This is a genomic window from Streptomyces sp. NPDC127092 (assembly GCF_042722475.1).
Lineage (GTDB): Bacteria > Actinomycetota > Actinomycetes > Streptomycetales > Streptomycetaceae > Streptomyces.
This window is the reverse complement of record NZ_JBHXFE010000008.1, coordinates 90,711-108,660: the sequence shown is the minus strand read 5'-3', so window position 1 is coordinate 108,660 and position 17,950 is coordinate 90,711. Positions and strand designations below refer to the sequence as shown.

Below are 17,950 nucleotides of genomic sequence, written 5' to 3'. Positions count from 1 at the left end.
GTGCGGCTAGCGGAGCAGGCTGCCCTGCAGCTCGGCACGCAGGTCCGGGGTGAGCACGCTGCCCGCACGGTCGACGAGCAGCGCCATCTCGTAGCCCACGAGGCCGATGTCGCACTCGGGGTGCGCGAGTACGGCCATCGAGGAACCGTCCGAGATCGACATGATGAAGAGGAAGCCGCGCTCCATCTCCACCACGGTCTGGGCGACGGGCCCGCCCTCGAAGATCCGGGACGCCCCCGCGGTCAGCGAGGTCAGCCCGGACGCGACCGCCGCAAGCTGGTCGGCGCGGTCGCGGGGGAACCCTTCGGACATGGCAAGGAGCAGTCCGTCGGCGGAGACCACAACCGTGTGGGACACCCCGGGGGTGTTGTCCACGAAGTTGGTGATCAACCAGTTCAGATTCTGCGCCGCCTGGCTCATCGCGCTCAACTAACGCTCCTGCTGGTGGGTCGGACCGAGATTGAAGGAACCCGTGGTGGAGTTGCCCGCCTGTCGGCCCTGCTGGATACCGCGGCGCAGATTCGTGAGCCGGCCGCGGACGTCGTCGGGTGCACGGGAGACCTGGGGGCCGGCCGTCTGGGCCTGCTCCTGGGCGGTCCCGGGCACGAGGTTGGCCCGCGGCACGCGCCGCGGGAGCCCGGAGGTGGTGACACCGCCGGCGGCGGGCTTGCGCACCCGCTCGGCCTGACGCACCAGCTCGTCGTTGGGCGAGGTCCGCCACGAGGCCTGGCCGTTGGGCCGGCCCGCCTCGGGACGCTGGTCGATCACGGGCGTCTGCATCGTCCGCTCGACGTCCGGCACGCCCTGGCCGGGGGCCTGGCGCTGCGCCTGCTGCTGCGGCGCGGCCGGAGCGGGCCCGCGGCCCTGGGCCGGCTGCTGCTGACCCGGGTACGGGCCGGCGTACTGCCCCTGCCCCTGAGCCTGGCCCTGGCCCTGCCCCTGGCCGTTCTGCTCCTGCTCCTGGCGGAACCAGTTGGTCTCCAGGGTGTCGTACAGCGGCGTACGGCCGTCACCTGCGTGCGACGCCGGCGGCAGGGCCTCCGGCTGACGCGGCTGCTGTAGCTGCGGCTGGCGGGGCTGCTGCGGCTGCTGCGGCTCGTTGCCGGTGCGCTGGCGCGGGGCGGGAGCCGGCGCCTGCGGGGCCTGCCGGGGCGCCTGGGCCTGCGGGACGAACGGCTGGTGGCCGAACTGCTGCTGGGGAGCCTGCTGCGGGGCCTGCTGGGGAGCCTGCTGCGGGGTCCCGAAGTCCGGGCGCGGGAACTGCGCCGTGGACGCCGGGTCCTGGGCACCGCCCTGGTAGCCCTGCGGGGTCTGGTGCGGGGCCTGCTGGGGCTCCTCGTGACCGCGCGGCGCGTCCAGCGGCGTCATGTCCTGCTGCGGCCTGCGGACCGGCTGCGCCGGGTCGTTGCCCCAGCTCGTGGCCTGCGGCCGGGCGGGCTGCTGCTGCGGGCTGCCGCCGGGCAGCTCGGCGCGCGGGTAGCCGTTCTGGACCGGGCGCGGCTCCTGCGGGGCCTGCGGCTGCGGAGACTGCGGGGCCTGCGGGCCGCGCGCGGCCTGGCTGTTCTGGCCGCCGCCCCACACGTCCGTACGGGACGGGATGGCGCTCTGCGCGCCGCCCACGAAACCGCCGGGCGCGCCGGCACCGGGGCGCTGCTGCTCCTGCGGCACGGGCGGCATCTGCTCGGTCTGCGGGCCCTGCGCCTGCGCCGGCGCGGGAGTCTGCGCGCTGCGCTCCTGGAAGAAGTTCTGGCCGCTCGGGCCGTTCTGGCCCTGCGGGCCGCCGTCACGGCCGGGCAGCGCCGTACGGCTCGCGGCCGCACCGAGCCGGCCGCCGGGCGCGGACGGGGCACCGCCCGGACGCCCGCCGGGAGCACCGGGGCCGCCGGCCGCGCCGGGACCGCCGGTGAGCCGGCCGGCCGGGGCGCCCTGGCCCTGCGGCACGGCGCCCTGGCCGCCCGCACCGGGCTTCGGCGCGGGCTTCTTGCCGCCGTGGGCGACGTCGACCGGGAGCATGACGAGCGCGGTGGTGCCGCCCGAGTCGGACGGACGCAGCTGGATCCGGATGCCGTGCCGCAGGGACAGGCGGCCGACCACGAACAGACCCATGCGGCGGGAGACCGAGACGTCCACGGTGGGCGGCGAGGCGAGCCGCTCGTTGATCGCGGCGAGGTCCTCGGGGGAGAGGCCGATGCCGGTGTCGTGGATCTCGACGAGCACACGGCCGTCGGGCAGGGCGTGACCGGTGACGCGGACCTTGGTCTGCGGCGAGGAGAACGAGGTGGCGTTCTCCAGGAGCTCGGCGAGCAGGTGCACGAGGTCGTTGACGACGCGGCCGGCGACCTCGGTCGCCGGGACCGCGGCCAGCTCGATGCGCTCGTACTGCTCCACCTCGGAGGCGGCGGCACGCAGGACGTCGACCAGCGGGACCGGGCGGGTCCAGCGGCGGCCGGGCTCCTCACCCGCGAGGACGAGGAGGTTCTCACCGTTACGGCGCATGCGCGTCGCGAGGTGGTCGAGCTTGAAGAGCGAGGACAGCTGGTCCGGGTCGGCCTCGCGGGACTCCAGCTCGGAGATGAGCGAGAGCTGACGCTGGATGAGGCCCTGGGAACGGCGCGAGAGGTTGGTGAACATCGCGTTGACGTTGCCCCGGAGGAGGGCCTGCTCGGCGGCGAGGCGGACCGCCTCGCGGTGCACGTCGTCGAAGGCCGCGGCCACCTGGCCGATCTCGTCGCGGGAGTGCACACCGACGGACTCGACGGAGGTGTCGACGTCCTGCGGGTCGGACTCGGAGAGCTGCTTGACCAGCTCGGGCAGGCGTTCCTGGGCGACCTTGGTCGCGGTGTCCTGAAGGCGGCGCAGCGACCGGATCATGGACCGGGCCACGACGAAGGCACCGACCAGCGAGACGCCGAGGACGAGGAGGATCAGGGCACCGTTGATGATGGCGTCGCGCTGCGACTCCTGGCGCAGCTCACGGGCCTTGGTCTCCATCTCGCCCAGCAGCGTGGCCTCGATGGTGTTCATGGCCCGGATCTTGGTGCCGTACTCGTCGGTGAAGTTGAGGTGACCGCGCTTGACGTCGGGCAGGCCGCGGTCCGACTTCAGCATCCGCTGGGCGTAGTTGTCGGCGGCCTCGATCGACGGGTTGCCGTTGGTCAGCGAGGCGGTGAGCTCCTCGGCGTCGCCGCCGGTCGACTCGTAGATCGACTTGAAGGACTTGAGCTCGACGGCCTCACTGGTGAGGGCGGCGTCGCCGTAGAGGCGGTCGCCCTGCTCGATCTTGGCCGGCTTGCTGTCGTTCGGGGGCAGCGCGGAGGCGATGATCGCCTGCTGGATGGAGGCGTACTCCTTGGCGGACGAGAACGCGGCGAGCGCGCGGGTCCGCTTGATCATCTCCGGGTTGCTGGTCGCCTGCGCCATGTCCTGGGACAGGCTGAGCAGCGAGCGGATGAGGCGGCTGTAGGCCTCGACCGTCACGGAGTGGGCGACGCCGTCCTCGTACGCGGTGGTGCGGATCGAACCGAGCTGGCTGACCTGCGAGGCGATCTGGCTGACGTTCTGCCGGATGCTGCGCAGCGACTCGTCGTCCTCGGTCGCCGGGATGTCGTTGGTCGCCTCGAGGAAGGCCTTGTAGGCGCGGTCGGTCGCCTTGCGCGGGTTGGAGACCTGGTAGTCGCTGACCGACTTCTTGTTCGCGAGCGGACCGGCGGAGAGGTCACGCTCGGTCTGCAGCGCCTCGGCGAAGTTGGTGGCCTCCTTGGTCAGCTTGGTGAGCAGCTGCATGTGATCCAGCTGCTCCATGTCCTTCAAGGACTCGCTGATGCGGATGCCGCCGAGGCTGGTCGCGGCGACCACGGGGAGGGTCAGCAGCGCGACGAGGCGGGTGGAGATGCGCCAGTTGCGCAGGGCTATTCGGGGCCCGACCTGGCTCTCGGACTGCAGCTTGGGCAGCGGGGCGTGCTCGGTCGCGGCGTCCGCGGCGGTACCGCGCGCGGCACCGTCAGCGCCTTCGCCCTTCCTGGGGTTCTGGGGCTGCGGGGCCGGGGAACCGTGCTGGGTCCCGGCACGCGGCTCCTGCTCCGCCGAAGCTTCTCCTCGGCCCTTGCGGGCCTGGGAGGAGCCCGTGCCATCCCTCTTGAAACGTCCCTGCACTAGCGTCGCAACCTCTGGACCAGGCGTCCTTCCGGGTGAACGGAGAGGACGGTGTCGGCGTCTGGGGGCGCAGGTGCGCCCCAGTGGTGGTCGTCGGTGACCGGCGCAGATCCCCCTTTCCCGCCACTCGGCCGGCGCTGCGTTGCGCCCCCTGCGCGCCGGCCTCAAGCCCGCGGCGGTGCGTGGAATTCCAGCACAGTGGCGGATCTCCAACAAGGGCCGTGGGGTGCGCCCCGAGGGGCATGACAACGCGTGAACGGTACGTCACCCCATGTAGAAGATGATCACGGAGGAATCGGGCGTATCGGCGCGAAGCGACGTAGGGGTGGGGGTGTCCCAGTCGCCATGATCAGGAGCGGAATGACGCGTTCAGTGGAGGAATGTCCGTTTCGGTTACCTCGGATGGCGGTGCGTAATGCCCGGTATGTTCCGCTCGTGGTGAGCAAACTCACACGTAGTTCGTTGAATCCGCCGGGGATTCGAAGGGAATTGCATGTTTAGCCTGACGCTTTACAGAATGGGTGCTGCAGCCCAACCGCTCCCAGACAAGGGTCCGACACCGCGATGAAGACGTTCGTGCTCCGCACCACGGCCAACCCCCGCCGCTCCACCCTCGCCCACCTCGAGGACGCGGCACAGCTCGGCCGCGGCGCCCAGCCCGAGTACGCCGCCGAGCTCCCGGGCGTCACGGCCAACCCGCGCCGCACGATCCTCATGACCGCCCCGGCGCCGTACCAGCCCGCCCGGTAAGTCGCCCGAGGCGCCCGCCCCTGCGCGTTAGCCTGGAGCGTCAGACTCCAGCCAGTAGCAAGTGAGGGGCGACAGCACTCGTGCGCATCGCCAGATTCTCCATCGACGGCAACGTCGCCTTCGGCGCGGTCGAGGGCGAGGGGACCGTCGAGTCCGGCGGCCTGGTCCTCGACATCATCAAGGGCATTCCGTACACCGACTTCGAGCTCAGCGGCACCAAGGTCCCGATGAGCAAGGTACGGCTCCTGCCGCCCGTGCTCCCCAACAAGGTCGTGGCCATCGGCCGCAACTACGCGGAGCACGCCAAGGAGCTCGGCAACGAGGTGCCCGAGGCGCCGGTGGCCTTCTTCAAGCCCACCACCTCGGTCATCGGCCCCGGTGACGCCATCGAGTACCCCTCCTTCTCCGACGAGCTGCACCACGAGGCCGAACTGGCCGTGGTCATCGGCCGTATGTGCCGCGAGGTGCCCCGCGAGCGCGTGAAGGACGTCGTCCTCGGCTACACCTGCGCCAACGACGTCACCGCCCGCGACGTCCAGAAGCGCGAGGCCCAGTGGGCCCGCGCCAAGGGCTTCGACACCTCCTGCCCGCTGGGCCCCTGGATCGAGACCGGCCTGAGCATCGCCGACGCGAGCGACCTGACCATCCAGGCGACGGTCAACGGCGAACAGCGACAGCTCGGCCGTACGAGCGACATGATCCGCTCCATCGAGGACCTGGTCGTCCACATCTCCGAGGCCATGACGCTGCTCCCGGGCGACGTCATCCTCACCGGCACCCCCGCCGGGGTCGGCCCCCTCAACGTCGGCGACGAGGTCGCCGTCACCATCGAAGGCATCGGCACTCTCACCAACAGGGTGATCAAGCGTGGCTAACGCGATCCGCGTCCGTTTCTGTCCGTCCCCGACCGGCAACCCCCACGTGGGCCTGGTCCGCACCGCCCTCTTCAACTGGGCCTTCGCCCGGCACAACCAGGGCACCATGGTCTTCCGCATCGAGGACACCGACGCGGCCCGCGACTCCGAGGAGTCGTACGAGCAGCTGCTCGACTCGCTGCGCTGGCTGGGCCTCGACTGGGACGAGGGCCCCGAGATCGGCGGCCCCCACGCGCCGTACCGGCAGTCCCAGCGGATGGACATCTACAAGGACGTCGCCGACAAGCTGCTCGCCGGCGGCTACGCGTACCACTGCTACTGCACCCAGACCGAGCTGGACGACCGCCGCGAGGCCGCCCGCGCCGCGGGCCGGCCCTCCGGCTACGACGGCCACTGCCGCGAGCTCACCGCCGAGCAGGTCGAGCTCTACAAGGCCGAGGGCCGCGAGGCCATCGTCCGCTTCCGGATGCCGGACGAGCCGATCACCTTCACCGACCTCGTCCGCGGCGAGCTCACCTTCACCCCGGAGAACGTCCCGGACTACGGCATCGTGCGCGCCAACGGCGCCCCGCTGTACACCCTGGTCAACCCGGTCGACGACGCCCTGATGGAGATCACCCACGTCCTGCGCGGCGAGGACCTGCTCTCCTCCACCCCGCGCCAGATCGCGCTCTACAAGGCGCTGATCGAGCTGGGCGTCGCCAAGGAGATCCCCGCCTTCGGCCACCTGCCGTACGTCATGGGCGAGGGCAACAAGAAGCTCTCCAAGCGCGACCCGCAGGCCTCCCTCAACCTCTACCGGGAGCGCGGCTTCCTCCCCGAGGGCCTGCTGAACTACCTGTCCCTCCTCGGCTGGTCGTTCTCGGCGGACCAGGACCTCTTCACCATCCCCGAGATGGTCGAGAAGTTCGACATCGCGGACGTCAACGCCAACCCGGCCCGCTTCGACCTCAAGAAGGCCGAGTCCATCAACGCGGACCACATCCGCATGCTGGACGTGAAGGACTTCGCCGCGGCCTGCGAGCCGTGGCTGCGGGCCCCGCACGCCAACTGGGCCCCGGAGGACTTCGACCGGGCCGCCTGGGAGGCCATCGCGCCCTACGCCCAGACCCGCCTGACCGTCCTGTCGGACATCACGGCCAACGTCGACTTCCTGTTCCTCAAGGAGCCGGTCTTCGACCAGCCCTCGTGGGACAAGGCGATGAAGGGCGAGCCCGCCGCCCTCCTCACCACCGCCCGCGAGAAGCTCGTGGCCGCCGACTGGAACGACCCCGAGTCCCTGAAGAACGCCGTCCTCGCCGCCGGCGAGGCCCACGGCCTCAAGCTCGGCAAGGCCCAGGCCCCGGTCCGCGTCGCCGTCACCGGCCGCACGGTCGGCCTGCCGCTCTTCGAGTCGCTCCAGATCCTCGGCCAGGAGAAGACCCTGGCCCGCATCGACGCGGCCCTGGCGAAGCTCGCCGGCTGATCCCTTTCGCGGTCGCCCTCGGGGGCGGCACCCGGACGCTCCGGGTGCCGCCCCCGAGGCGTCCTCGGACCTCGCCGTCAGGGCCGGCGCCGTCACGCACATCGGAAAGCCCTGACCGGCGGGGGTGCCGGGCGGTACCGTCGGTTGCATGACCATCCGCGCGGTGCTCTGGGACATCGACGACACGCTCTTCGACTACGCCCGCGCCGATCACGACGGCATGCGCGCGCACCTGACGGCCGAGGGCCTGGTGGACGGATACGACTCCGTCGACCAGGCCCTCGCGCGCTGGAAGGAGCTCACCGTGCTGCACTGGCGCCGGTTCGAGGCCGGCGGGGTGGACTTCCTGGAGCAGCGGCGGGAGCGGGTGCGTGACTTCCTCGGGCTCCCGGTGCTCACCGCCACCGAGGCCGACGACTGGTTCGAGCGGTACCTGGCCCACTACGAGGCCGCCTGGGAGCTGTTCCCCGACACCGTGCCCGTCCTCGACCTGCTGGCCCGTGACTACCGTCACGGCGTGCTGTCCAACTCCAGCATCCGCAACCAGGACCACAAGCTCCGTGCCCTCGGCGTACGGGACCGCTTCGAGGCCGTCGTGTGCGCCGCCGAGCTCGGCGTGGCCAAGCCGGCGGCCGAGGCCTTCCACGCGGCCTGCGCGGCCCTGGGGCTCGCGCCGGAGCAGGTGGCGTACGTCGGCGACCAGCCGGACATCGACGCGCGCGGGGCGGTCGAGGCGGGGCTGCTCGGGGTGTGGCTGGACCGCGCCGACAGCGGCGGCAGGCCCGAGCTGACCCGGATCACCGGCCTCCACCAGCTGCCCGGGGTGCTGCGTGGGGATACGCGTTTTGGAGCACCGTCCACCTTCGGGTAATGTTCTTCCTGCGCCGAGGGGAACGGGCCGAAAGGCCGGAAAGACCCGAAAGCGCAAGCCAGAGCAAGATCCTCTCCTCGGAGGGATCGCGCCCCGGTGGCCTATGGTGTAATTGGCAGCACGACTGATTCTGGTTCAGTTAGTCTTGGTTCGAGTCCAGGTAGGCCAGCTCGCAGAGCTCATCTGCAAACCGTGGATGGCATCCACAAAGCCCCCGTTGTGTAGCGGCCTAGCACGCCGCCCTCTCAAGGCGGTAGCGCCGGTTCGAATCCGGTCGGGGGTACAGATCCTTCCCGCGGGATCACTTGGGTAGCTCCCAGGTGAACCCGATGCAGGATCGCTAGGGCCCCCGTTGTGTAGCGGCCTAGCACGCCGCCCTCTCAAGGCGGTAGCGCCGGTTCGAATCCGGTCGGGGGTACCAACTGGTCTAAACCACCAGTGGCCTATGGTGTAATTGGCAGCACGACTGATTCTGGTTCAGTTAGTCTTGGTTCGAGTCCAGGTAGGCCAGCGGGTCCTCACGGATCTTGCCCCCGTTGTGTAGCGGCCTAGCACGCCGCCCTCTCAAGGCGGTAGCGCCGGTTCGAATCCGGTCGGGGGTACCAAACGAAGAAGCCCTTCCCTTCGGGGGAGGGCTTCTTCGCTGTTTCCGGCAGACCATGATCGTGACCTGTGCGCCGACATGATCGCGGACGTGATCACGGACACAACTCCGGCCCACCGCTGCGGCGTTGGAGCGGTGGGCCGGATACGTACAGGTGAAGAGTGGAACGGGATCAGCCGTTGCGGCGCAGGGCCTCGGTCAGACGCGCGGCCGCGTCGATGACCGCCTGGGCGTGCATACGGCCCGGGTGGCGGGTCAGGCGCTCGATCGGACCCGAGACCGACACGGCGGCCACCACGCGGTTCGAGGGGCCGCGTACGGGCGCGGAGACGGACGCGACGCCCGGCTCCCGCTCGCCGATCGACTGGGCCCAGCCGCGGCGCCGTACGCCCGACAGGGCCGTCGCCGTGAAGCGGGCGCCCTGAAGGCCGCGGTGCAGCCGCTCGGGCTCCTCCCAGGCCATGAGGATCTGCGCGGACGAGCCGGCCTTCATGGTCAGCGTGGAGCCGACCGGGACGGTGTCCCGGAGTCCGGACAGCCGCTCGGCCGCCGCCACGCAGATGCGCATGTCGCCCTGGCGCCGGTAGAGCTGGGCGCTCTCGCCCGTCACGTCGCGCAGATGCGTCAGCACCGGCCCGGCGGTCGCGAGCAGACGGTCCTCGCCGGCCGCGGCGGCGAGCTCCGCCAGCCGCGGTCCGAGGATGAACCGGCCCTGCATGTCGCGGGCCACCATCCGGTGGTGTTCCAAGGCCACGGCCAGTCGGTGGGCCGTGGGTCGTGCGAGTCCCGTCGCCGCGACCAGTCCTGCGAGGGTGGCCGGACCGGACTCCAGGGCGCTCAGGACAAGGGCTGCCTTGTCGAGAACGCCTACGCCGCTAGAGTTGTCCATGCAACGATATTCGCGTCTCACTCTGTGAAACGCAAGTTCAATTTTTCTCGGAACCTGTGACTCTGGTGAGGCGGCCGCACAACGGCCCGCGAAACGGGTCTCTAGTGGTGCCGGCGCAGCCGCCGGCCGGAGGGAAAGCGATGGGTAGGACACTCGCGGAGAAGGTCTGGGACGACCACGTCGTCCGGCGCGCCGAGGGCGAGCCCGACCTCCTCTTCATCGATCTGCACCTGCTGCACGAGGTGACCAGCCCCCAGGCCTTCGACGGCCTCCGCCAGAACGGCCGGCAGGTGCGGCGCCTCGACCTCACCATCGCCACCGAGGACCACAACACCCCGACCCTCGACATCGACAAGCCGATCGCCGACCCGGTCTCCCGCGCACAGTTGGAGACCCTGCGGAAGAACTGCGCCGAGTTCGGCGTCCGGCTGCACCCGCTGGGCGACGTCGAGCAGGGCGTCGTCCACGTCGTGGGACCGCAGCTGGGACTGACCCAGCCCGGCATGACCGTGGTCTGCGGTGACTCGCACACCTCTACGCACGGCGCCTTCGGCGGTCTGGCGTTCGGCATCGGCACCAGCCAGGTCGAGCACGTCCTGGCCACCCAGACGCTGCCCATGGCCCGTCCGAAGACCATGGCCATCACGGTGAACGGCGAGCTGCCCGAGGACGTCACCGCCAAGGACCTGATCCTCGCGATCATCGCGAAGATCGGCACCGGCGGCGGCCAGGGCTACGTCCTGGAGTACCGCGGTTCCGCCATCGAGAAGCTCTCGATGGAGGCCCGGATGACCATCTGCAACATGTCGATCGAGGCCGGTGCCCGCGCGGGCATGATCGCCCCCGACGAGACCACCTTCGCCTACCTCAAGGGCCGTGCCCACGCCCCCGAGGGCGAGGACTGGGACGCCGCCGTGGCGTACTGGAAGACGCTGAAGTCCGACGAGGACGCGGTCTTCGACGCCGAGGTCGTCATCGAGGCCGCCGAGCTGGCGCCGTTCGTCACCTGGGGCACCAACCCCGGTCAGGGCGCGCCGCTTTCGGCGAACGTCCCCGACCCGGCTTCGTACGAAGACGCTTCGGAGCGCCTGGCCGCCGAAAAGGCCCTGGAGTACATGGGGTTGACCGCCGGACAGCCGCTGCGCGACATCAAGGTCGACACCGTCTTCGTAGGTTCCTGCACCAACGGCCGCATCGAGGACCTGCGCAACGCGGCTGCCCTGCTGGAGGGCCGCAAGGTCGCCGACGGCGTCCGCATGCTGGTCGTCCCCGGCTCGGTCCGGGTCGCCCTGCAGGCCGTCGAGGAGGGCCTGGACAAGGTCTTCAAGGAGGCCGGCGCCGAATGGCGGCACGCGGGCTGCTCGATGTGTCTGGGCATGAACCCCGACCAACTGGCCCCCGGTGAGCGTTCCGCGTCCACCTCCAACCGCAACTTCGAGGGCCGGCAGGGCAAGGGCGGCCGCACCCACCTGGTCTCCCCCCAGGTCGCCGCCGCCACCGCCGTCCTGGGCCACCTGGCCTCCCCGGCCGATCTGTCCGACGTCGCCACCACCGCGGGGGTCTGAGGAACCATGGAAGCTTTCACCACGCACACCGGCCGCGCCGTCCCGCTGCGCCGCAGCAACGTCGACACCGACCAGATCATCCCGGCGCACTGGCTCAAGAAGGTCACCCGCGACGGCTTCGAGGACGGCCTGTTCGAGGCCTGGCGCAAGGACGAGCAGTTCGTCCTCAACCGCCCCGAGCGGCAGGGCGCCACCGTCCTGGTCGCGGGTCCGGACTTCGGCACCGGCTCCTCCCGTGAGCACGCCGTCTGGGCGCTGCAGAACTACGGCTTCAAGGCCGTGATCTCCTCCCGCTTCGCCGACATCTTCCGCGGCAACTCGCTGAAGAACGGCCTGCTGACCGTCGTCCTGCCGCAGGAGACCGTCGACGCGCTGTGGGAGCTGACCGAGGCCGACCCGGCCGTCGAGGTCACCGTGGACCTGGAGGCCCGCAAGGTCCTCGCGCCCGGGATCGACGCCGACTTCGAGCTCGACGAGAACGCCCGCTGGCGGCTGCTGAACGGTCTGGACGACATCAGCCTCACCCTTCAGAACGAAGCGGACATCGCGGCCTACGAGGCGGCGAGGCCCTCCTTCAAGCCCCGTACAATTGCCGTCTGAGCAGCGCTTTTCCAGTACTGCGCCCTCCACCGTCCGGTGGGGGGCGCAGTCGCTTGTTGAGACCCCGTCGGGCGACAACTCGCCCTAGATGGCACAATCGGTGCATGGAACGCGACAGCCAACTCGAGCTCTACGAGGCAGTCGCCGCCCGATTGAAGGAAGCGCACACAAGGGTGCGCGAACTGCAAGTCCCGGAGGGCGTAAGGATGGCGCTGTCCCGGAAGCTGCTGGTCGTCACGGCCGCGGCGAAGCACGATCTCGCGGACGCGGCAACGCGTCTGGACCGGTTGATGAAGGACCTCGACGAGGGCCGATTCCCTGAAGACGACTGACACCAGGAACTCCGCAACGGCACTTCCGCGTTGCGGCACTAGGGTGATTAGCCCGTTTCGTGTTTGATTTGCGGTATATACATGCCTAACGTGCGAAAAAGCTTGAACACTTTCGTTCCGGCAATGTCTCCGAAGGGGAAGACGTGAACAAGGCGCAGCTCGTAGAAGCGATTGCCGACAAGATGGGCGGTCGCCAGCAGGCGGCCGACGCCGTCGACCACGTGCTCGACGCCATCGTGCGCGCCGTGGTCGGCGGGGACCGGGTCTCGGTCACCGGCTTCGGCTCGTTCGAGAAGGTCGACCGTCCGGCCCGCTACGCCCGCAACCCGCAGACGGGTGAGCGGGTCCGGGTCAAGAAGACCTCGGTTCCGCGCTTCCGTGCGGGTCAGGGCTTCAAGGACCTGGTCAGCGGCTCGAAGAAGCTCCCCAAGGGAGGCGAGGTCTCCGTCAAGAAGGCCCCCAAGGGCAGCCTCACCGGTGGCGCCTCCGCCACCGTGAAGAAGGCGGCCGCCAAGAAGGCCACCACCGCCAAGAAGGCCGCCGCGAAGAAGGCGACCCCGGCGAAGAAGACGACCACCGCCGCCGCGAAGAAGACCACCACGGCCGCGAAGAAGACCACCACGGCCGCCAAGAAGACCACCCCGGCGGCGAAGAAGACCACCGCGGCCGCGAAGAAGGCGACCCCGGCGAAGAAGACCACGGCCGCGGCCAAGAAGACCACCGCCAAGAAGACCGCGCCGGCGAAGAAGGCCACCGCGAAGAAGGCGCCCGCCAAGAAGACGACGGCGCGCAAGACCACCGCGAAGAAGACCGCCGCGAAGAAGTAACACGGCAGGTGCTCACACGCCGGGCCGGGGTCCCCCCCGGGGGAGCCCGGCCCGCGGCGCGTTCCGCCCCGAAAGGCGCTGCTAGAAGGTCTGCAGCGTCACCAGCGTGATCCGTAGGGACGCGCCCTCGCCCTCCGTCTCGATCCGCACCCGCTGCCCCGGACGCAGCAGCCGCAGCCCGCCCGCGTCGAAGGCCTCGGCCCCGAAGTCCACCGGGGTGCCGTCGTCGAGCAGCACACTGCCGCTGCGGGTCTCGGAGTCGTACGTGTACGCGGTCGCCTGCATGGCCGCAGCCTATCCGGCCGCGCGCACCCAGCGGGCAGCCGTCCGCGGCCCCACGCCCAGCGCCACCGCGGCCGCCAGGTCCTCCCCGGTGTCCACGTCCCGGCGCACGGAATCCACTCCCGCCAGCCGGATTTCCACCGCGCCCGAGGACAAATGCCGACGGCGGGAAGCCCCTCCGAAAGCCGGTTCCAATTCCACCCCCGGACCCGCCGAGAGGAATGTCGTACCTATTTCGGCGGCATCCGCCAGAAAAGCCCGCCGGAATTGCCCCGCCACGGCCAGGACCCGGGCCAGCTCGGCCGGCCGCAGCGCCGGAAGGTCCGCGTTGAGGGCCGCCACCCGCGCCCCGGGCCGTACCGCCCGCACCGCGCGGGCCCCGTGCGCCAGCGCCCCGTTGAGCCCCGCGCCCGGCACGTCGGGCACGATCCGGGCGCCCAGGGCGCCGAGCGCGGCACCCGCCGCCGGATCGTCCGTGACGACCGCCACATCCCGCACCGCCGGGCAGGTCAGCGCCGCCGCCACGGTGTCCTCGGCGAAGGCCAGCGCGAGCCGGGGCCGCAGCCCCGCGCCCACCGCCGCACCCAGCCTGCTCTTGGCCAGGGCCAGCGGTTTCAGGGGCACCACCAGGGACCAGCCGTCGGCAGCGTTGTCACCGGCGTCGCCGGCGGCGTAGGTCTTCATCGCGCTCCATTCTGTCCCGCCCCCGCGAAGCGCCGGAGCCCCGGGGCGTACGGTGTCCTCGACAGGCCAGGAGCATGGGGCGACACTTGACCCCTTGCGCAGTCCGGAGAAAGGTGCACGAGTGTCCCGCCGCAGAATCGGCTTCTGGTACCGCCTGGCGGCGGTCATCGCCAAACCCCCGCTGGTGGTGCTGTTCAAGCGGGACTGGCGCGGAGCGGAGCACATCCCGGCCGAGGGCGGCTTCATCACCGCGGTGAACCACAACTCGTACCTGGACCCGCTGTCCTACGCGCACTACCAGTACAACACCGGGCGCGTGCCCCGCTTCCTCGCCAAGGCCGGCCTCTTCAAGGGCTCGTTCGTCGGCATGATGCTGCGCAACACGGGCCAGATCCCGGTCTACCGCGAGACCACCAACGCCCTCGACGCCTTCCGGGCCGCCGTCGACGCCATCGAGCGCGGCGAGTGCGTCGCCTTCTACCCCGAGGGCACCCTCACCCGCGACCCCGAGATGTGGCCCATGGCCGGCAAGACCGGCGCCGCCCGGGTCGCCCTGCTCACCAAGGTCCCGGTCATCCCGGTCGCCCAGTGGGGCGCCAACCTCGCGATGCCGCCGTACGCCAAGGAGAACAAGCTCCGGCTGCTGCCCCGCAAGACGCTCGTCGTACAGGCCGGTCCGCCGGTCGACCTCTCCCGCTTCTACGACCTCGAGCCCACGCCCGACGTGCTGCGCGAGGCCACCGAGGAGATCATGGCGGCCATCACCCGGATCCTGGAGGAGATCCGCGGCGAGCAGGCCCCCGCCGAGCCGTACGACCACAGGAAGGCCCGGCTGCAGCAGCGCCGCAAGGCCGCGGAGGAAGGCAAGAAGTGACCAAGGCAGCCGTCTTCGGCAACGGATCCTGGGGCACCGCCTTCGCCATGGTGCTCGCCGACGCGGGCTGCGAGGTGAGCCTCTGGGGCCGCCGCGCCGAACTCGCCGAGGCCATCAACAGCACCGGCACCAACCCCGACTACCTCCCCGGCGTCGAACTCCCCAAGGGCATCACGGCCACCGCGGACCCGGCCGAGGCCGCCCGCGGCGCCGACTTCACCGTCCTCGTCGTGCCCTCCCAGACCCTGCGCGCCAACCTCGCCGCGTGGGCCCCGGACCTGGCGCCCGGCACCGTCCTCGTCTCGCTGATGAAGGGCATCGAACTCGGCACCGCCAAGCGGATGAGCGAGGTCGTCCAGGAGGTCGCCGAGGTGCCGGCCGAGCGCGTCGCCGTGCTCACCGGACCCAACCTGGCCAAGGAGATCGCCGCCCGGCAGCCCGCCGCCGCCGTCGTCGCCTGCGCCGACGAGACCGTCGCCCAGCGGCTCCAGACCGCCTGCATGACCCCGTACTTCCGCCCGTACACCAACACCGACGTCGTCGGCTGCGAACTCGGCGGAGCGGTCAAGAACGTCATCGGCCTGGCCGTCGGCATCGCCGACGGCATGGGCCTCGGTGACAACTCCAAGGCCACGCTCATCACCCGCGGCCTCGCCGAGACCACCCGGCTCGGCCTCGCCATGGGCGCCGACCCGCTCACCTTCTCCGGCCTCGCGGGCCTCGGCGACCTGGTCGCCACCTGCTCCTCGCCGCTCTCCCGGAACCACACCTTCGGCACCAACCTGGGCCGCGGGATGACCCTCCAGGAGACCATCGCGGCGACCAAGCAGACCGCCGAGGGCGTCAAGTCCTGCGAGTCCGTGCTCGATCTGGCCCGCCGCCACGGCGTCGACATGCCCATCACCGAGACCGTCGTCTCGATCGTCCACGAGGGCAAGCCGCCGGTCGTCGCCCTCAAGGAGCTGATGTCGCGCAGCGCCAAGGCGGAGCGCCGCTGAGCCGGACGCGCGAAGCGGAAGCGGGGCGCTCAGGAGTTCGGACGCCGCAAGGTACGCTCAACGCGATATGAGCGAGAACACCCAGAGCCCCCGCAAGCCGCGCGTGGCCGTCGTCTTCGGCGGACGCAGCTCCGAGCACGCCATCTCCGTCGTCACCGCCGGTGCCGTCCTGCGCGCCATCGACCGGGACAAGTACGACGTGCTGCCCATCGGCATCACCCGGGAGGGGCGCTGGGCGCTGACCGCCGACGCCCCCGAGCGGATGGCGATCACCGAGCGCGCCCTCCCGGACGTCGCCGAGCTCGCCGAGTCCGAGACCGGCGGCGTCGTCCTGCCCGTCGACCCGGCCAGCCGCGAGGTCGTCCTCAACGAGCCCGGCTCCCTGCCGCGGGCCCTCGGCGAGGTCGACGTCGTCTTCCCGATGCTGCACGGCCCGTACGGCGAGGACGGCACCCTCCAGGGCCTCCTTGAGCTCTCCGGCATCCCGTACGTCGGCGCGGGCGTCCTCGCCTCCGCCGTCGGCCAGGACAAGGAGTACATGAAGCGGGTCTTCGTCTCCTTCGGCCTGCCGGTCGGCCCGTACGAGGTCATCCGGCCGCGTGAGTGGGAGCAGAATCCGGCCGCGGCCCGCAAGAAGATCGTGGAGTTCGCCGCCGACCACGGCTGGCCGCTCTTCGTGAAGCCGGCCCGCGGCGGCTCCTCCGTCGGCATCACCAAGGTCGACGACCTCTCCGGCCTCGACGAGGCGATCGAGGAGGCCCGCCGCTACGACCCGAAGATCATCGTGGAGGCGCTGGTGCGCGGCCGCGAGATCGAGTGCGGCGTCCTGGAGTTCGAGGACGGCCCGCGCGCCAGCGTGCCCGCCGAGATCCCGCCGGTCACCGACCACGACTTCTACGACTTCGAGGCGAAGTACATCGACTCGGCCTCCGGCCTGGTGCCCGCGCCGATCGGCGACGAGGCCACCGCCGAGGTCCGGCGGCTCGCCGTCGCCGCCTACGAGGCCGTCTCCTGCGAGGGCCTGGTGCGCGCCGACTTCTTCCTCACCGAGGACGGCGACTTCGTCATCAACGAGATCAACACCATGCCCGGCTTCACGCCCATCTCCATGTACCCGCGGATGTGGCAGGAGAGCGGCGTCAGCTACCCGGAGCTCGTCGACCGGCTCATCCAGGCCGCGCTGAACCGCTCCACCGGCCTGCGCTGATCAGGACCCCCGGGTCACAGACTCGGGGGGACGGCCTTCTTCACGGGGGCGGCGAGATCCACGAGCGGGCCCATGTCATGCGCGTACCGCTCGTCCAGCGACACCTCCACGTACGTCCTGCGGTACGTGGTGGTGAAGCGGGGTCCGTCGCCCTCGCGCTGCTCGACCAGCCAGCCGACGCCGTCGGCCTCGACGCCCTGCGCCTGCGGATCGTTCATCTTTTCGGGCCGGGGCACGCCGCAGCGCAGTACGATCGCCGCATCCCCCCACGCGGCGGTCAGTTCGGACTCCGGCTCGGTGCCGGTCCGCTCCAGACCCGCCACGGTGCCGGGCAGCTCCTTCGCGAGGGCACGGCAGAGGGCGGCCTCGGCCGCCGGAGGGCTGGGAACCGGCACCGGCGTCTCCGAGGCGGAACAGCCGGTGGCGGCCAGCAGCAGCACGGCCGCGGCGGCGGAAGCGGGCAGGCCGAAGGGCCGGTGGGAAGACGTCACCGGCCAAGGGTAGACGGGGGCTAGATATGCACGACCGGGCAGGTGAGGGTGCGCGTGATTCCTTCCACTTGCTGGACCTTGGCGACCACCATGCGGCCCAGCGCGTCGACGGTGTCGGCCTCCGCGCGCACGATGACGTCGTACGGACCCGTCACGTCCTCCGCCTGGATCACCCCCGCGATCTTTGCGATGGTCTCGGCGACGGTCGACGCCTTGCCCACCTCGGTCTGAATAAGGATGTACGCCTGTACCACGGAACCTCCAGGGCGGCCACGAGGATCTTGTGGGAGAAAGAGACGCCACGGTACCGCGTCGCCGCGGGCCGCGGGGAGACCTCCGGGTTCGGAGGCGCACGCGGGGTGGCGCACGCACATGAGAAGTTGACGGTCTACTTGACGGTATCCGGCACGGTGACGGCCCGCGACCCGCACGGCGAGGAGCGGCGGAGCGGCGCGGCGGCCGGCACGACGACACGAGGTGAATC

The 17,950-nt window shown here is 70.9% G+C and carries 18 protein-coding genes and 5 tRNA genes; 16 read left to right on the top strand and 7 right to left on the bottom strand.

What is annotated here, in order from left to right:
• Positions 1 to 6: 6 nt before the first annotated feature.
• Positions 7 to 420, bottom strand: coding sequence for a roadblock/LC7 domain-containing protein (locus ACFWJO_RS09480; protein WP_128978732.1), 414 nt, complete (start codon positions 418 to 420; stop codon positions 7 to 9).
• 9 nt (positions 421 to 429) lie between these two features.
• On the bottom strand, positions 430 to 4,152 hold the full coding sequence (locus tag ACFWJO_RS09475) for a nitrate- and nitrite sensing domain-containing protein (protein WP_386864148.1): 3,723 nt from the start codon (positions 4,150 to 4,152) through the stop codon (positions 430 to 432).
• A 564-nt stretch (positions 4,153 to 4,716) separates the two neighbouring features.
• Between ACFWJO_RS09475 and ACFWJO_RS09470 the strand changes: the two genes are divergently transcribed.
• The 9 genes from ACFWJO_RS09470 to ACFWJO_RS09430 all read left to right on the top strand — a co-directional run bounded on the left by ACFWJO_RS09470 (position 4,717) and on the right by ACFWJO_RS09430 (position 8,718).
• Positions 4,717 to 4,902 (top strand): hypothetical protein, encoded by a 186-nt coding sequence (locus ACFWJO_RS09470; RefSeq protein ID WP_386864147.1) that lies wholly within the window; start codon positions 4,717 to 4,719, stop codon positions 4,900 to 4,902.
• 80 nt (positions 4,903 to 4,982) lie between these two features.
• Positions 4,983 to 5,777 (top strand): fumarylacetoacetate hydrolase family protein, encoded by a 795-nt coding sequence (locus ACFWJO_RS09465; RefSeq protein ID WP_384416962.1) that lies wholly within the window; start codon positions 4,983 to 4,985, stop codon positions 5,775 to 5,777.
• Complete coding sequence (gene gltX / locus ACFWJO_RS09460) at positions 5,770 to 7,242, top strand: glutamate--tRNA ligase (protein ID WP_386864146.1); 1,473 nt, start codon at positions 5,770 to 5,772, stop codon at positions 7,240 to 7,242. Before ACFWJO_RS09465 ends, gltX begins: the two co-directional genes overlap by 8 nt.
• 148 nt (positions 7,243 to 7,390) lie before the next feature.
• Positions 7,391 to 8,113, top strand: coding sequence for an HAD family hydrolase (locus ACFWJO_RS09455; protein ID WP_386864145.1), 723 nt, complete (start codon positions 7,391 to 7,393; stop codon positions 8,111 to 8,113).
• A gap of 97 nt (positions 8,114 to 8,210) precedes the next feature.
• Positions 8,211 to 8,282: transfer RNA gene (locus tag ACFWJO_RS09450), tRNA-Gln, on the top strand.
• 41 nt (positions 8,283 to 8,323) lie between these two features.
• A tRNA-Glu gene (locus ACFWJO_RS09445) sits at positions 8,324 to 8,396 on the top strand.
• A 62-nt stretch (positions 8,397 to 8,458) separates the two neighbouring features.
• Positions 8,459 to 8,534 (top strand) — tRNA-Glu (locus tag ACFWJO_RS09440).
• Between the two features lie 18 nt (positions 8,535 to 8,552).
• Positions 8,553 to 8,624 (top strand) — tRNA-Gln (locus ACFWJO_RS09435).
• 18 nt (positions 8,625 to 8,642) lie between these two features.
• A tRNA-Glu gene (locus ACFWJO_RS09430) sits at positions 8,643 to 8,718 on the top strand.
• Between the two features lie 171 nt (positions 8,719 to 8,889).
• Here ACFWJO_RS09430 and ndgR read toward each other — a convergent pair.
• On the bottom strand, positions 8,890 to 9,606 hold the full coding sequence (gene ndgR / locus ACFWJO_RS09425) for an IclR family transcriptional regulator NdgR (protein WP_128977462.1): 717 nt from the start codon (positions 9,604 to 9,606) through the stop codon (positions 8,890 to 8,892).
• Between the two features lie 140 nt (positions 9,607 to 9,746).
• Between ndgR and leuC the strand changes: the two genes are divergently transcribed.
• From leuC to ACFWJO_RS09405, 4 genes are all read left to right on the top strand, one after another.
• Positions 9,747 to 11,171, top strand: coding sequence for a 3-isopropylmalate dehydratase large subunit (gene leuC, locus ACFWJO_RS09420; protein WP_386864144.1), 1,425 nt, complete (start codon positions 9,747 to 9,749; stop codon positions 11,169 to 11,171).
• Between the two features lie 6 nt (positions 11,172 to 11,177).
• Positions 11,178 to 11,771 carry a 3-isopropylmalate dehydratase small subunit gene (leuD, locus tag ACFWJO_RS09415; RefSeq protein WP_386864143.1) on the top strand — a complete coding sequence of 198 codons (594 nt, stop codon included), beginning with the start codon at positions 11,178 to 11,180 and terminating at the stop codon, positions 11,769 to 11,771.
• A 104-nt stretch (positions 11,772 to 11,875) separates the two neighbouring features.
• Positions 11,876 to 12,103, top strand: a complete 228-nt coding sequence (locus ACFWJO_RS09410; RefSeq protein ID WP_260227783.1) for a hypothetical protein — start codon at positions 11,876 to 11,878, stop codon at positions 12,101 to 12,103.
• A gap of 143 nt (positions 12,104 to 12,246) precedes the next feature.
• Positions 12,247 to 12,930: an HU family DNA-binding protein gene (locus tag ACFWJO_RS09405; protein WP_386864142.1), complete on the top strand. Its 684-nt coding sequence runs from the start codon at positions 12,247 to 12,249 to the stop codon at positions 12,928 to 12,930.
• 81 nt (positions 12,931 to 13,011) lie between these two features.
• Here the strand turns inward: ACFWJO_RS09405 and ACFWJO_RS09400 are convergent, their stop codons facing one another.
• Complete coding sequence (locus tag ACFWJO_RS09400) at positions 13,012 to 13,215, bottom strand: hypothetical protein (RefSeq protein ID WP_386864141.1); 204 nt, start codon at positions 13,213 to 13,215, stop codon at positions 13,012 to 13,014.
• A 9-nt stretch (positions 13,216 to 13,224) separates the two neighbouring features.
• Positions 13,225 to 13,896, bottom strand: a complete 672-nt coding sequence (cofC, locus tag ACFWJO_RS09395) for a 2-phospho-L-lactate guanylyltransferase (protein ID WP_386864140.1) — start codon at positions 13,894 to 13,896, stop codon at positions 13,225 to 13,227.
• A gap of 121 nt (positions 13,897 to 14,017) precedes the next feature.
• Here cofC and ACFWJO_RS09390 point away from each other — a divergent pair, with 121 nt between their 5' ends.
• From ACFWJO_RS09390 to ACFWJO_RS09380, 3 genes are all read left to right on the top strand, one after another.
• Positions 14,018 to 14,770 carry a lysophospholipid acyltransferase family protein gene (locus tag ACFWJO_RS09390; protein WP_386864139.1) on the top strand — a complete coding sequence of 251 codons (753 nt, stop codon included), beginning with the start codon at positions 14,018 to 14,020 and terminating at the stop codon, positions 14,768 to 14,770.
• Positions 14,767 to 15,768 (top strand): NAD(P)H-dependent glycerol-3-phosphate dehydrogenase, encoded by a 1,002-nt coding sequence (locus ACFWJO_RS09385; protein ID WP_386864138.1) that lies wholly within the window; start codon positions 14,767 to 14,769, stop codon positions 15,766 to 15,768. Before ACFWJO_RS09390 ends, ACFWJO_RS09385 begins: the two co-directional genes overlap by 4 nt.
• Before the next feature lie 67 nt (positions 15,769 to 15,835).
• Complete coding sequence (locus ACFWJO_RS09380) at positions 15,836 to 16,975, top strand: D-alanine--D-alanine ligase family protein (protein ID WP_386864137.1); 1,140 nt, start codon at positions 15,836 to 15,838, stop codon at positions 16,973 to 16,975.
• A gap of 14 nt (positions 16,976 to 16,989) precedes the next feature.
• Here the strand turns inward: ACFWJO_RS09380 and ACFWJO_RS09375 are convergent, their stop codons facing one another.
• Both ACFWJO_RS09375 and ACFWJO_RS09370 read right to left on the bottom strand, forming a co-directional pair.
• Positions 16,990 to 17,466 carry a DUF3515 domain-containing protein gene (locus ACFWJO_RS09375; protein WP_384417001.1) on the bottom strand — a complete coding sequence of 159 codons (477 nt, stop codon included), beginning with the start codon at positions 17,464 to 17,466 and terminating at the stop codon, positions 16,990 to 16,992.
• 20 nt (positions 17,467 to 17,486) lie between these two features.
• Positions 17,487 to 17,720, bottom strand: coding sequence for an Lrp/AsnC ligand binding domain-containing protein (locus tag ACFWJO_RS09370; protein ID WP_384417004.1), 234 nt, complete (start codon positions 17,718 to 17,720; stop codon positions 17,487 to 17,489).
• Positions 17,721 to 17,950: the final 230 nt, after the last annotated feature.